Origin of the sequence: Stenotrophomonas sp. B2 (assembly GCF_014947095.1) — a bacterium.
In the GTDB taxonomy this organism is placed as follows: Bacteria; Pseudomonadota; Gammaproteobacteria; order Xanthomonadales; family Xanthomonadaceae; genus Stenotrophomonas; species Stenotrophomonas maltophilia_P.
This window is the reverse complement of sequence record NZ_JADCQA010000004.1, coordinates 35398-48028: the sequence shown is the minus strand read 5'-3', so window position 1 is coordinate 48028 and position 12631 is coordinate 35398. Positions and strand designations below refer to the sequence as shown.

At 69.4% G+C, this 12631-nt stretch carries 11 protein-coding genes; 6 read left to right on the top strand and 5 right to left on the bottom strand.

Annotation, left to right across the window (positions count from 1 at the left end; genetic code table 11):
• Positions 1–14 precede the first annotated feature (14 nt).
• Entirely contained in the window at positions 15–1145 is a 1131-nt protein-coding gene (locus tag IMX13_RS05385; protein WP_053517112.1) for a LysM peptidoglycan-binding domain-containing protein, read from the bottom strand.
• A gap of 126 nt (positions 1146–1271) precedes the next feature.
• Between IMX13_RS05385 and def the strand changes: the two genes are divergently transcribed.
• The 5 genes from def (at position 1272) to IMX13_RS05360 (ending at position 7308) form a co-directional block, all read left to right on the top strand.
• On the top strand, positions 1272–1784 hold the full coding sequence (gene def / locus IMX13_RS05380; RefSeq protein ID WP_053517114.1) for a peptide deformylase: 513 nt from the start codon (positions 1272–1274) through the stop codon (positions 1782–1784).
• 121 nt (positions 1785–1905) lie between these two features.
• A complete protein-coding gene (gene fmt, locus IMX13_RS05375; protein WP_065174450.1) occupies positions 1906–2829 on the top strand; it encodes a methionyl-tRNA formyltransferase in 924 nt (307 codons plus the stop codon).
• A gap of 3 nt (positions 2830–2832) precedes the next feature.
• Positions 2833–4164 (top strand): 16S rRNA (cytosine(967)-C(5))-methyltransferase RsmB, encoded by a 1332-nt coding sequence (gene rsmB / locus IMX13_RS05370; protein ID WP_053517118.1) that lies wholly within the window; start codon positions 2833–2835, stop codon positions 4162–4164.
• A 22-nt stretch (positions 4165–4186) separates the two neighbouring features.
• Positions 4187–5899 (top strand): glycosyltransferase family 39 protein, encoded by a 1713-nt coding sequence (locus IMX13_RS05365; protein WP_193395963.1) that lies wholly within the window; start codon positions 4187–4189, stop codon positions 5897–5899.
• Between the two features lie 164 nt (positions 5900–6063).
• Entirely contained in the window at positions 6064–7308 is a 1245-nt protein-coding gene (locus tag IMX13_RS05360) for an O-antigen ligase (protein ID WP_227255323.1), read from the top strand.
• Positions 7309–7405: 97 nt separating this feature from the next.
• Here IMX13_RS05360 and IMX13_RS05355 read toward each other — a convergent pair whose 3' ends face one another.
• Complete coding sequence (locus IMX13_RS05355; protein ID WP_053517120.1) at positions 7406–8212, bottom strand: glycosyltransferase family 2 protein; 807 nt, start codon at positions 8210–8212, stop codon at positions 7406–7408.
• Between IMX13_RS05355 and IMX13_RS05350 the strand changes: the two genes are divergently transcribed.
• Positions 8211–9269: a CDP-glycerol glycerophosphotransferase family protein gene (locus tag IMX13_RS05350; RefSeq protein WP_193396064.1), complete on the top strand. Its 1059-nt coding sequence runs from the start codon at positions 8211–8213 to the stop codon at positions 9267–9269. The two genes, IMX13_RS05355 and IMX13_RS05350, sit on opposite strands and share 2 nt — an antisense overlap.
• 100 nt (positions 9270–9369) lie before the next feature.
• Here IMX13_RS05350 and IMX13_RS05345 read toward each other — a convergent pair whose 3' ends face one another.
• From IMX13_RS05345 to ribA, 3 genes are all read right to left on the bottom strand, one after another.
• Positions 9370–10893, bottom strand: a complete 1524-nt coding sequence (locus IMX13_RS05345) for a PH domain-containing protein (RefSeq protein WP_319637171.1) — start codon at positions 10891–10893, stop codon at positions 9370–9372.
• The gene (locus tag IMX13_RS05340; protein ID WP_193395962.1) at positions 10890–11390 is read right to left on the bottom strand and encodes a PH domain-containing protein; all 501 of its coding nucleotides are present in this window, start codon (positions 11388–11390) and stop codon (positions 10890–10892) included. The genes IMX13_RS05345 and IMX13_RS05340 overlap by 4 nt, the downstream gene beginning before the upstream one ends.
• Before the next feature lie 74 nt (positions 11391–11464).
• Positions 11465–12601 carry a GTP cyclohydrolase II RibA gene (gene ribA, locus IMX13_RS05335; protein ID WP_193395961.1) on the bottom strand — a complete coding sequence of 379 codons (1137 nt, stop codon included), beginning with the start codon at positions 12599–12601 and terminating at the stop codon, positions 11465–11467.
• Between the last annotated feature and the right edge of the window lie 30 nt (positions 12602–12631).

Here is a 12631-nt window from a genome sequence, read left to right as displayed (position 1 = left end):
TGTTCCCGGCAACCCTACTTCGTGTCCGGATGCAGCGCGCTGTAGCCCACCCGTACAGGCTTCACGCCCTGCATCACCAGCGCATAGCTGACGTTGTCGAAGGTGCGGAACACCATCGCATGCGCGGCGTACTCGTCGGGCAGCGAGACCCGGCCGGCGCCGGTACTGAGCGAATCATCCATGCGCGAGGACCCCGGGTACTTCATCCGGTGCGCGACGTGGCGGCCCGGCCGCCACAGCGAGAACACGGTGCCGTTGTCCACGCCCTGCGCGCGGCCCGCCGAAATGGCGATCACATCGCGTGGCCCGCCAACGCTGAACATGTCGGTCACCGCGAGCACGCGCACGTCCACGCCCTCGACGCCCGCCGCCGGCACATGCGGGACGAACTGCAGGTCGTAGGGCCTTGCCTCGACCGGCACCAGCCGGTCGCCGGCGCGGACTTCACGCCCGCCGCTGTTCTTGTCCAGCACCAGGGTGGACGCCTCGACCTTGCCGCCGGCAACCTGGGTGATGGTGCCCGTGCCGACCTGCATCAGCTCGTAGCCCAGCATCTGGTGCGCACGTCGCGTCGGCGCGTTGTAGGCCCGCCACAGGTTGCCGCTGCCGGGGGTGACCTCGCCATTGGCGGTCAGGTCCTCGGTGGGCTTGGGCACGCCATAGCGCACGGTCGGGCGGACCACGGCCCAGCGCTGCCCGACCTGGGCATCGGCCAGGCGCACGTACACGGCTTCGCCACTGCTGGCGCGCAGGCGGTCTTCTTCCAGGCCCGCCACGTAGGGCAGGTGGTCGATGCGGTCGACCACGCTCAGCTGCTTCAGGAACGGCTCGACCTGGGCCAGCGGAATGGCATCGATCGGGGCCTCCTGGCGGGGCCCGGGCTGGGCCGTCACACGGTCCAGGTAGGCCAGGCTCAGCACGTCACCCGGATAGATCAGGTGCGGATTGGCGATCTGCGGGTTGGCCTGCCAGATCTCCGGCCACAGCCAGGGCTTCTGCAGGAAACGCGCGGCGATATCCCACAGCGTGTCCCCTTTTCGGACCACATAGGTATCCGGGTGCCCGCCATTCACTTCCACGGCGGTAGCATAGGCAGCCACGGTCAGCATCGCCGCGGCGACGACCGTACGAAAACGAAGCAACATAGGTGTGAAGCCCTGATTCCCCAACAGGTCCGCGCACTATAGTCCAGAAACCGGGGCGCAAGGCAAGCGTTGCAGCTAGAATCTGCGACGTATGCCGGCGTGCCGGCCCCCTATCCGGAAACTGCCATGGCCCTCCTCCCGATTCTTGAGTTCCCCGATCCGCGCCTGCGTACCAAGGCCGCGTTGATCGACGCCGCCGAAGTGACCACGCCGGCCTTCCAGGAACTGGTCGACAACATGTTCCAGACCATGTACGACGCGCCGGGCATCGGCCTGGCCGCTACCCAGGTGGACGTGCACAAGCGCTTCATGGTCATCGATGTCAGCGAAGAGAAGAACCAGCCGCTGGTGTTCATCAACCCGGAGATCGTCGCCAAGGACGGGGGCCGGGTGTACCAGGAAGGGTGCCTGTCGGTGCCGGGCATCTTCGCCGACGTGACCCGTGCCGACACCATCACCGTGAAGTTCCTTGACCGCAATGGCCAGGAACAGCAGATGGAGGCCGGTGAAGTGCTGGCCACCTGCATCCAGCACGAGATGGATCACCTGGACGGCAAGCTGTTCATCGATTACCTGTCGCCGCTCAAGCGCGAGATGGTCCGCAAGAAGCTGGCCAAGCAGCGCAAGCACGTGGCGTGATCGCCGCTCCGGGCCGCCCGCAGGGGTGGCCCGTGCCCGCGCGCAGCGCGTGGGCTGTACGGCGCCGGCCGACGGCGCCGTTTTCTTTCCTGCACGAATCCATCCTGCAAGTGGGGTAGCCATGAGGATTGTCTTTGCCGGTACGCCGGAATTCGCGGTGTCATCGCTGCGCGCAGCGGCGCGCCACCACGAGGTCGTGGCCGTCTACACCCAGCCTGACCGTCCGTCAGGCCGTGGTCGCGGCCTGGCCCCCTCGCCGGTGAAGCTCGAGGCGGTGGCCCGCGGCATTCCGGTGTACCAGCCCGAATCGCTGAAGGACGAAGCGGCCCAGCAGCAGCTGCGTGACCTGAAGCCGGACCTGATGGTGGTGGTGGCTTACGGCCTGATCCTGCCCAAGGCCGTGCTGGCCATCCCGACCTACGGGTGCTGGAACGTGCACGCTTCGCTGCTGCCGCGATGGCGCGGTGCGGCGCCGATCCAGCGCGCGATCCAGGCAGGTGACGAGACCACGGGCGTGTGCCTGATGCAGATGGAAGCCGGACTGGATACCGGCCCGGTGCTGCTGCACCAGGCGCTGCCGATCGCGGCCACCGATACCGGCGGCCAGCTGCACGACAAGCTGGCCGAGCTGGGTGCGCAGGTGTTGTCCGATGGCCTGGGACTGCTGCGCGCCGGCATCAAGCCGATCGCGCGGCCGCAGCCGGAGCAGGGCGTGACCTACGCACACAAGCTGGACAAGGCCGAGGCGAAGCTGGACTGGACGCAGGATGCAGCGGTGCTGGCGCGGACCGTACGCGCGTTCAACCCGTGGCCTGTCGCCGAAGCAACGCTGGCCGGCGAGCGCGTGCGCATCCATGGCGCCGTGGCGCAGGCGATGGAGCACGGCCAGGCACCGGGAACGGTACTTGCTGCCGGCCGCGAAGGCATCGACATTGCCTGCGGCCAGGGCGCGCTGCGCCTGCGCGTGCTGCAGCGCGAAGGTGGCAAGGCGATCACTGCCGCCGATTACCTCAACGCCCGTCGCGACCTGCGCGTGGGAGCGTAAGCGGTGACGAAACAGAATGACTTCTCCATCGCCAGGGCGGCGCCGGGTGCAGCCACCCGCATGCTGGCCGCACGCGTGCTGGCCCAGGTGTTCACCCGTGGCCGTTCGCTGAAGGCGGAACTGGCGTGGGCCCTGCCGAAGCTGGCCGACAGCCGTGATCGGGCGTTGCTGGAAGCGCTGTGTTTTGCCGTGCTGCGCCGTCGCAGTACCTATGACGCGGCATTGCAGGCGTGGATGCAGAAGCCGCTCTCGGCGCGCGATGCAGACCTGCGCACGCTGCTGATGGTCGGCTTCGCCCAGCTGGACGTACTGGAACTGCCGGCGCACGCGGCCCTGTCGGCCACCGTCGACGCAGCGCGTGCGCTGGGCCGTGAGCGCCAGGCGGGCCTGGTCAATGCCATCCTGCGCCGCGCCCAGCGTGAGGGATTCCCGGAACAGCCGGCCCGCGATGCATTTCCGTCCTGGCTGGCCGAGGCCATCGAGCGCGACTGGCCGGCGCAGGCCGAGGCGATCTTCAGCGCCAGCCTGCAGCCTGCGCCGCTGTGGCTGCGCGCCAACCGCCAGCACGGTGGCCGCGAGAAAGTCCTGGCCGTGCTGGCCGAGGCCGGTATCGTCGCCGAGCCGAGTCCGCTCAGTGCGGACGCGTTGCGGCTGGCGACGCCGGTCGCTGTCAACCAGCTGCCCGGCTTCGCCGAGGGCGCGCTCTCGGTGCAGGATCTGTCGGCGCAGTGCGCGGCCGATGCGCTGGCGCCGGCCGCCGGGGCGCGGGTACTGGATGCCTGCGCCGCACCGGGCGGCAAGTCGGCGCACCTGCTGGAGCGTGATCCCAGCCTGCGCCTGCTGGCGCTGGACATCGACGCCCGTCGCCTGGCGCGTGCCCGTGACACGTACGCGCGCACGGGTGTCGGTGAGGGCGCACAGACCCTGGCGGCAGACGCCAGCGATCCTGGCGCGTGGTGGGATGGCACGCCGTTCGATGCGATCCTGCTCGATGCGCCCTGTTCGGCCACGGGCGTGATCCGCCGCCAGCCGGATGTGATGTTCCACCGCCGCGCCGAGGACATCGATGCGCTGGTCGGCGTTCAGGCCCGGCTGCTGGAGGCATGCTGGTCGATGCTGCGCCCCGGTGGCGTCCTGCTGTATGCCACGTGCTCGATCCTGCGTGCGGAGAACATCGAGCAGATCCGCGCGTTCCTGAAGTGGCACCCGGATGCGGTGGCGCAGCCGTTGGACGAGGCGTTCGGGCTGGATTGCGAAGGCATTGCACGCCAACGACTGCCCGGTGACAGCGATGCTGACGGATTCTTCTACGCGCGTCTGCTAAAAGCAGTGTGAATCCGCTGCCGTTCAAGTCCTCATGCTGAAAACCCGCGCGTCGCGAGAGACGTGGTTGTTCGTGGTGATGGCCCTGCTGGTGCTGGGGGCTGGACTCGGCCTGCGCGATCCCTGGCCGTCGGATGAGCCGCGCTTCGCGCTCGTCGCCAAGCAGATGGTGGACAGCGGTCACTGGTTGTTCCCGCATCGCGGCCTGGAGCTGTACTCGGACAAGCCGCCGATGCTGATGTGGTGGCAGGCCACGCTCTATCACCTGATCGGCGATTGGCGGCTGGCGTTCCTGCTGCCCTCGCTGATCGCCGCGCTGGGCACGTTGTGGTGCGTGGTCGATCTCGGTGGTCGGCTGTGGACGCGACGCGTCGGCCTGTACGCAGGCTGGGCACTACTGTTCGCACTGCAGTTCACCTTCCAGGCGAAGAAGGCACAGATCGATCCGCTGGTGGTGCTGTTCATCACCCTGGCCAATTACGGGCTGCTGCGCCACCTGCTGCTGGGCCCGGCATGGCGCTGGTGGTGGCTGGGCTGGTTCTTCGCCGGGATCGGCGTCATCACCAAGGGCGTGGGCGTGATCGCCCTGCTGATGCTCGTTCCAGCCGTGATCGGCTCGGCCCTGCGGTGGAACGGTGTGCGCCTGCATGCGCGCGACCTGCGCTTCTGGCTGGCGCCGCTGGCGTTCCTGCTGGCGGTGGCGCTGTGGCTGCTGCCGATGGTGCTGGCGGCGCTGGCGACCGGGCTGGATGAGTACCGCGCCTACATGGACGACATCCTGTTCCAGCAGACCGCAGGGCGTTATGCCCAGTCCTGGGACCACCACCAGCCGTGGTGGTACTTCCTGGCGATCATGCCGTCGATGTGGATTCCCGCGTTCCTGGCACTGCCGTGGGCGATTCCGGCCTGGCGCCGCCGGTTGCAGCGACGCGACGCGCGCTACCTGCTTCTGCTGGGGTGGTGGTTGCTGATCGTGCTGTTCTTCTCGATTCCCGAGGGCAAGCGCGATGTGTACATTCTCCCTGCGCTGCCGATGTTCTGCCTGGCCCTGGCGCCGCTGCTGCCCGGCCTTCTGCGCCGTCGCGACGTGCAGGCACTGCTGGGGCTGTTCACGCTGGCCCTGGCGCTCGGCACGCTGCTGGCAGGCGCACTGGCATTGCTGGGCGAGCCGGGATTTGAGTCGAGGCTGGAGCACGAACGTGGTCTGGCACCGGGCGTGATGGATGCGTTGGCCTGGGCGGCGCTGGCGATGGGCGCCTGCGGTGTGGCCAGCCTGTTGCTGTCTGGCCGTGGCCGGCGTCATCTGGCCATGGTGTCGACCCTGGCCACGGTGTGGGTGCTGTACAGCCTGGTGGGCTACCCGCTGTTGAACGATTCGGGTTCGGCGCGGGGCCTGATGCGCCATGTGGGGGAGCGCATCGGCCCGCAGGCCGAGTTGGGCCTGGTGGCCTGGAAGGAACAGAACCTGCTGATGGCCGATCGACCGGCGGCCACGTTCGGCTTCAACACCCCCTGGGATGAACAACTGCAGGCGGCGACGCGCTGGCAGCGACTGGTGCCGGCGCGGCGCTGGCTGCTGGTGCAGGAGGACGCCCTGTTGCCGTGCGTGGACCGCGACCGGGCCGAACCGGCGGGCGTGGCCAATCGTCGCCGCTGGTGGCTGGTGCCGGCGGAGGCGGTGGTCGCGCCCTGCCAGGCCAGCGATCGCGAGCGCGAACGTGAACGGCGTTTGCAGGAACGGGGATAACGACCTGTGTCCACGCTTGTCCAGACTGCCCAACAGGCGACAAAGGCAGTAAAACAGCACACTGGGAGTGGCCGTTGTGGCCGCCCCCGTTCTTCCCGCACACCCGCAGCGAAACTTCCGACGTGCCAGCTCCACCGGACAACCTGAACCCCGCGGCCGGCGACCTGCCGGGTGCCCCCGTCGGCGGTCGGCAGCGCACGGCGCACTGGCTGGCGCAGATCGGTCTGTTCTGCCTTCCGGCGCTGGTGCTTACCGTGCCGATCAACCTGCTTCCGTATGGCCTGTCGCTGCTGGCCAGCACGCTGCTGGCGCCGGAACTGCTGTGGCGCGCCCGGCACATGGGCGGGCAGCCGGTGAAGGTGCTGACCTGGCTGATGCTCGCGGTGCTGGCGCTGGGCCTGCTGTCGGTGCTGCTGTTCGAGCAGGGGCTGCGCGATGTCGACAACCGCTCGCGCTTCGTGGTGATCCCCTGGATCGCCCTGTGGGTCTGCGCGTTGCGCCCGGACCTGCGCTGGCTCTGGCGTGGCGCGCTGGCCGGGCTGCTGGTCACCTTCGCGATGTCGCTGTGGCAGGTACTGCAGGGGGCTCCGCGTGCGGAGCTGTTCACCAATGCCATCGTGCTGGCCGACATCGTGATGGTGCTGATGGTGCTGCTGGTGTTCTGCCGACCTTCGCGACGCTGGTCGCTGGTGATCGTCGGCATGGCGGCCGGCTGTGGAACCATCGTGTTGACCGGCAGCCGTGGCGTGTTCGCGGCGTTGCTGGCTCTGCTGGTGGTGCTGGCGCTGAGCCTGCGCTGGCGGACCGGCACCGCCCGCCTGTCGGTGCTGGCAGGCATGTTGGCGATTGGCGCCACCCTGCTGCTGTCGGTGCCCGAGCTGCGTCACCAGGTGCGGCTGAGCGAGCTGCACAGCGACATGCAGCGCATGGAGCAGGGCGACAGCGACTCTTCCGCCGGTGCCCGCGTGGAGCGTCTGCAGGTTGCCTGGGATACCTTCCTGGACCACCCGCTGGTCGGTGTCGGAATCGGCCACTTCGATGACGCGATGCAGCGTGTGCCGGTCTGCCGCGAGAACCCGGACGAACAGCGCTGCCACCTTGGCCATGCCCATAACGACGTGGCCGAATGGGCCGCCACCCAGGGCATGCCCGGCCTGCTGCTGCTGCTGGCGGTGTATGGCGTTCCGCTGTGGGTGTTCGTGCGCCTGCATCGGCGCAGCGGGCGCAGTACGTTCCGCGGGCCTGCCGCGGCCGGGATCATGATCGTGACCACGTACGTGCTGTGCGGGCTGACCCAGTCGATGTTCGCGCACCAGATGACGGCCAGCTTCTACGTCACCATCGTCGGCCTGCTGGCCGGGTTGTCGATCCTGGAAGGTGCCCGCCACCGCGGGGCCAACGCGGGTTGACGCCCCGCCGCCGGGCATGGCCCGGCGCTACCCCTGCACCGCCATGCCCGGCGCACGCAGGTGCACGGGAGCGGTCGCGCCGGCCATGCCCGGCGGATCAGGGCTGCGGCGGGTCGGCCACCGCCTGACCGTTGCCGAGCATCCACAGCATGATGGTCTTCTGCCGCACGTAGTTGGCACGCACGTAGGCATAGACCAGGCCGTGCCAACCATCGCGGAAACCGCCGCGGAAAATGAATCCCCGCCAGAAGCGCCAGGCCGGTGCCAGCACCAGCTTGCCCAGGGTGGCGCGCTTGCCGCGTGCGAACTCGTGCTCGGCCATCATCCGCGCGTACTTCTCGGTCTTGGCCAGTTGCTGCTGCAGCGAGCGGTAGGGGTAGTGGATGAGGTCACCGCGCAGGGTGCCGACGCTGCCATCGACGCTGGCGGCCTCGTGGATCTCACGGGTGCCGCGCCAGCCGCCGCGGCGGCGGTCGAACAGGCGCATCACCCGGTCCGGATAGGCGTTGCCGTGGCGCAGGAAGCGGCCGAAATACTCTGAAAGGCGGGCGAAGCGGTAGCCCGCGTGGCCGCTGAATCCCCCCTCGCGGGCCTGTTCGATGGAGGCGCGCAGTTCCGGGCTGATGCGCTCGTCGGCATCCAGGCACACCACCCAGTCATGTGCTGCCTGCTCGACGCAGAACGCCTTCTGGCTGCGGAAGCCATCGAACGGCCGCTGCAGCACGCGGGCACCGGCAGCCTCGGCGATGGCCACGGTGGCGTCGCTGGAATACGAGTCCACCACGATGATCTCGTCGCAGAAGGCCAGCGAGGCCAGGCAGTCGCCGATGCGGCCGGCCTCGTTGAACGCGATAATGCACGCCGAGATGCGAGGCCGTTCGATGGGAGCGGTCGTGGAGGACATGATGGCCGGGTACCTGTTGTTTGCGACGGAGCGCTATGCGCTGCCTATTCTCGCCCCGTTGGCGCAGGCCTTGCACGCGTCCGGGCAGGAGGTGGCTGCCTGGTTCGAAGGTGGCGCCGCCGGCAGCCAGTTGCCGGGCGTGCCCGTGATCGGCCTGAAGCAGGCCCTGGCGATGCGCCCGCGCGCGGTGTACAGCGCGGCCAACTGGGTGCCGACGTTCCTGTCCGGTGCCAAGGTGCAGCTGTTCCATGGCTTCAACGTGGAGAAGCGCGACAGCGCACGGGGCCATTTCCGGGTACGCGGGATGTTCGACCTGTACTGCACCCAGGGCCCGGCCACCACCGCGCCGTTCCGCGACATCGCCGCCCTGCAGGGTCACTTCGCGGTGGCCGAGACCGGCTGGCCGAAACTGGACCCGCTGTTCCGCGACGATGGTGGCGAAAGCGCCGCGCTGCGCGCAGCGGCGGGCGGTCGCCCGGTGATCCTGTTCGGCTCGACCTTCACCGAGCGGCTCAGCGCCGCCCCGCATCTGCATGCGCAGATCGCTGCCGACATCGCGGCCGGGGAACGCTACTGGCTGCTGACCCTGCACCCGAAGTGCCCGCCGGAGCTGTTCGAGCGTTACCGTGCGCTGGCCGGCGCCAATGCCCGCTTCATCGAACCGGAGCAGGTCATGGCCGCACAGCGCGCCGCTGATGTGCTGGTGTCCGATACGTCTTCGATCGTTTCGGAGTTCATCGTCCAGCACAAGCCGGTGGTGACCTTCCGCAACCGCGTCCCGAAACCGCACATGATCGATTTCGACGTGCCGGCGCAGCTGCCCGTCATGCTGCAGCGCGCGCTGCACCCGGATGCCGCCCTGCACGCGGAGATCGTGCGCTATGCCGACGCGATCCATCCGTACCGTGACGGCCGCTCCAGTGAGCGGGTGATTGCCGCAACCGAGGATTTCCTGTCCGGCGAGATGGGCCCGCTGCGCCGCAAACCCTTCGGCAGCTGGATGCGTGACCTGCAGATCCGCAGGGATCTGGGCTACTGGGGGCCATCACAGCGGTGATCGGGGGATGTAGAGCCGAGCCCACGCTCGGCTGTGGCAAGCCGAGCATGGGCTCGGCTCTACAGTGGATCCACGCCAGGCGTGGAAGGGCGGCAACGGGTCACCAGCGCAGCTTGCGGCGCGGCAGCGCGGCGGCCAGCTGCGACATCAGCGCCCGTGCCTGTGCGTGCGGCAGGTAATGCAGCGCCAGGGCCACATCACCATGCGCGCCTGCGGTGTCCAACTGCAGGCTGGCCGTGCCCAGCAGCCTGTCCAGCGGTGAGCGCTGCAGGCGCAGGCCCTGCAGCTTGTCCAGTTCCGCCCAGCGCCACCAGCGCCTCCACCATCCGCCGCGCACCGCGACGTAGCGATCATCCAGATGCCAGCCCATGCGCGCCATCTGCCGATGGGCGACCCACAGCGCGACCGGCAGCCAGCCCAGCACCAGCAGGCCGGGTGTTCCCCAGCGCCAGTACATCGCGGCGGCCAGCAACGGCACCAGCAGTACGCTGCCCAGGCACAACCGCCACCAGCCGCGCTGCGGCACCGGCTGCCAGTGCGCGGGCGGCCACTGCAGCTGAGGCAGCAGGCGCTGCACCAGATGATCGCAGTCGGCGGCCGGTGCCAGCGGCGCGAGTTCGCGCAGCGCCCGATCTTCCTCGCGGGTGGGGCCGCCGGCAGCGCTGTCGATCTGCAGCTGGCGCCGCCCGAACCAGCGTTGCAGGGTGCCTTCACGCAGGGTCCAGGCCTGGATGCGCCGGCGCGCCACGCTGCTGCGCGTGCGGCTGAGCAGGCCTGCCGCGACCGTCAGCCGGTGTTCCTGCTCGGTCAGGGTGAAGCCGGCATAGCGCAGCAGGGCCAGCACCACCGACAGCAGGCGCATCAGCAGCCAGCCTGCGACCAGCACCAGCGCGGCCAGGATCAGCAGGCCGGCAAGGCCCTCGTGCAGCTGGCTGGCGTAGCCGAACGCCTCGCGTCCTCCGCTGGAGATCACGCCGTCCAGCGAACGGCGCGGGATCACCTGCAGCAGCGCACCGATGGCGGCGGCGAACAGCACCCAGCCGCGGTTGGACAGCAGGCCAAGCCGGATCACTTCGGCAGTGGACATGCGCAGCAGCACTTCATCGGTCGGGTCGGCGGTGGCAGCCGGTGCGTTGCCAGGCGCCTTTCCGCGCTGCTTCACCAGCTGCTCCAGTGCCAATGCCTGGTCCAACCGCAGCACCCGCATCTCTGCCTCCGGGCGCACGCCGCCGGCCGACTCCAGGCGCAGCTCGGCCACGCCGAACAGCCGGTGCAACGGGTTCTGCCGCACTTCCACGTTGTGGATGCGGGCGAAGGGAATTTCCCGGCGGTTGCGCGCAAGCAGCCCGCTGCGCACGGTGATCGCATCACTGCCGATGCGGTAGCGGTAGCTCAGGTACTGCAGCACCGAGACCACCACCAGCGCGGCGATGGCCAGCAGCGGCATCAGCTGCGCCCACAGCGGGTCGCGGTCGCCGCGCTGGCCGAACACCAGCAGCGCGACCAGCGGCAGGAAGTAGTGCCGCAGCTGCATCAGCAGCACGAACAGCCATGACCAGGGGTGCAGGCGCTGTTCGTCGCCGCCGCGTGGCAGCGGGGGCGGCAGGGGCGGTGGCTGGCTCACAGGGCGTCGGCGTCCTGATCGAGCTGGTGGGCCAGGGTGTCGCGCAGGCGTTCGGCGTCGGCATCATCCAGGCCGCTGACAGTCACGGCACTGAGGCGGGTGCCTGCGGTGTGCACGATCAGCGTCGCCAGGCCGGCACGCCGCTCCAGCGGACCACGGCGCAGATCCAGGTGCTGCACGCGCGAGACCGGTACCTGCGTTTCGGTCTGCCACATCAGGTCCCTGCGCAGGCCCAGGCCCTGTGCGTCCAGGCGCCAGCGTGTGCGGGTCAGGCGGCGATGGCCCAGCCACGCGCCGAACAGGGCGCCGACCAGCAGGCCCGACGCTGCACCCCACAGCCCGGCAGGCATATCGAAGAACCACCACGCGGCTGCCAGCGGTGCGCCTGGCACGAACAGTCCACCGAATGCGCCTTCCAGCGCGGCCAGGCGTGCGGCGCGGACCGGCAGCGGCTGCCAGTCGTTGATGGGCACAGCAGAAAGAGGCTGGTCGGTCACACGGGCTCCGTCGGGCGGCAGGGCAGGCGGGGCGGCCGCAGCCGCACCGCGCAGACGGTAGCAGGTCGGGCGCGCTACTGCGCCGCCTGGATCAGTGCATCGACATCGAGCAGATGGCCGGCACGGTCGGCCTTGGTGCGCAGGTAGTGTTCGTTCTCGGCCGTGATCTCGCCAGTGACCGGAATGCAGTCCAGCACTTCGATGCCGGCATTGCGCAGGCGCTGTGCCTTGGTCGGATTGTTGCTGAGCAGGGCCACGCGGCTGATGCCCAGGCCGCGCAGCATCGCCACGGCGCTGCCATAGCGTCGCTCATCGGCGCCGAAGCCCAGTTGTGCATCAGCGTCGATCGTGTCCAGCCCGTCGTGCTGGTAGCCATAGGCGCGCATCTTTGCAGCGATGCCCGTTCCCCGGCCTTCCTGGTCCAGATACAGCAGCACGCCGCCGCCCAGTTCCTTCAGTTTGCGCAGACCGCGTCGCAGCTGGTCCCCGCAGTCGCACTTGAGCGAACCGAACAGGTCGCCGGTCAGGCACGAGGAGTGCACGCGTACCGGCACCACGGCAGACAGGTCCGGGTCGCCGACGATGATCGCCACCTGGTCGCGTTGTGCAACGCCGCCGCGGAACACCGCGAAAGTGGTCATGCCGACATCGCGCAGCGGTACCGGCGAACGGGCGACCAGCTCATAGTCGTGGGCGGCGTGCGCCGCACCTTCGGCCAGGTCGCACAGGGCAACGTCGGCGGCGCCGTCGAAGGTCGCATCACCCGCATCCAGGCGCACCGCGACCATGGCCGGCAGCAGCAGGCCCAGGCGGGCCAGTTCAACCGCGCCGGCATCGAAGGCATCGCCTGCGGTCCAGTGAGCCGGCATCGGCCCGGGCTCGCGCAGGTAGCCCAGCGTCGGCAGGGCGTCGAAGGCGATACCAGCCAGCGGCAGGCGCACACCGTCAGGTGCCTCCACCCCCAGCACGCGGGCGCGGGTCGCCGTCAGGAACAGGTAATGACGCTCGCGCGCTGCGCTGGCAAAGGCGGCAAAGCTGCTGGCGGTGGCGCTGTCCAGCGCGATCACGGCCAGGCGTTGGCCCTGGCCGTCGTGAAGCAGGATCGGGCGACCGGCGCGCAGTTCCGCGACCGCGCGCTCGCAGCGGATCGCGGCCGGGTCGCCGAACAGGGAGGAGGCAGCAGGCATGGCAGGACCGGGGGAGGCGGACATCGCAGTCTCTATGGGGGCGCCGGCGTCGTA